This window comes from Acidovorax sp. KPB24-07 (assembly GCF_057543315.1).
In genome coordinates, this window is the sequence record NZ_BAAJYS010000687.1 from 1 (window position 1) to 1,197 (window position 1,197).

The 1,197-nt window shown below is 69.7% G+C and carries 1 protein-coding gene; it reads left to right on the forward strand.

Going from position 1 to position 1,197, the window contains the following annotated elements; all coding sequences use genetic code 11:
* A partial coding sequence (locus tag AC27IQ_RS25015; RefSeq protein ID WP_487091223.1) for an amino acid adenylation domain-containing protein occupies positions 1-1,197 on the forward strand: 1,197 nt, incomplete at both ends.

A 1,197-nucleotide genomic window follows, 5' to 3' on the forward strand; every position in this document is an offset into this window, starting at 1 on the left:
GGTGGCGGTGCACGAACTGTTTGAGCGCCATGCGGCGGCGCAGCCCGATGCCCCTGCGTTGGTGTTCGGCCAGGAGGCGCTGAGCTACGGCCAGCTCAACGCCCGCGCCAACCAGCTGGCGCACCGGCTGGTGAAGCTGGGGGTGCGGCCCGAGACGCGAGTGGGCATTTTGGTGGAGCGCAGCACCGAGATGGTGGTGGGGCTGTTGGGCATCCTGAAGGCCGGGGGGGCGTATGTGCCGCTGGACCCGGAGTACCCGCCGGAGCGGCTGGCCTACATGGTGCAGGACAGCGGCATCGGCCTGCTGCTCACGCAGCACCAGCATGGTGGCAAGGTGCCCGAGACGGCGGGCTTGCAGGTGCTGGAGCTGGACACGGAGCGGCTGACCGACGAGTGCGAACACGACCCGCAGGTGGCGCTGCACGGTGAGAGCCTAGCGTACGTCATCTACACCTCCGGCTCCACCGGGCGACCCAAGGGCGCCGCCAACCGGCATGCCGCCCTGCACAACCGGTTGGCCTGGATGCAGCAGGCCTATGCGCTGGATGCGAGCGACACCGTACTGCAGAAAACCCCGTTCGGCTTCGATGTATCGGTGTGGGAGTTCTTCTGGCCCCTGATGCAGGGCGCGAGGCTGGTGGTGGCAGGTCCGGGCGACCACCGGGAGCCGGCCCGGCTGGCCGCATTGATCCAGCGCCACGCCGTGAGCACGGTGCATTTCGTGCCCTCCATGCTGCAGGCCTTCCTGGCCCACGACGGCACCGCTGCAGCATGTACCAGCCTGCGGCGCATCGTCTGCAGCGGAGAGGCTTTGCCTGCGTCAACGCAGAACGCCGCGTTGCGGCGGTGGCCGCGAGCCGCCCTTTACAACCTGTACGGCCCGACCGAAGCGGCGATCGATGTCACGCAGTGGCAGTGCCGTGAAGACGGAGGCACGCAGGTGCCGATCGGGCGGCCCATCTCGGCCACGCAGGCGTGGGTGCTGGATGGCCAGTTGAACCCGGTGCCGCAGGGCGTGGCGGGAGAGCTGTACCTGGGAGGCATCAGCCTGGCGCGGGGCTACCTGGGGCGGCCGGGCCTGACGGCCGAGCGGTTCGTGGCGGGGGAGGGCGGCCAGAGGCTGTACCGAACGGGAGACCTGGTGCGCTGGAACGCGCAGGGGCAGCTGGAGTACCTGGGGAGGCTGGACCACCAGGT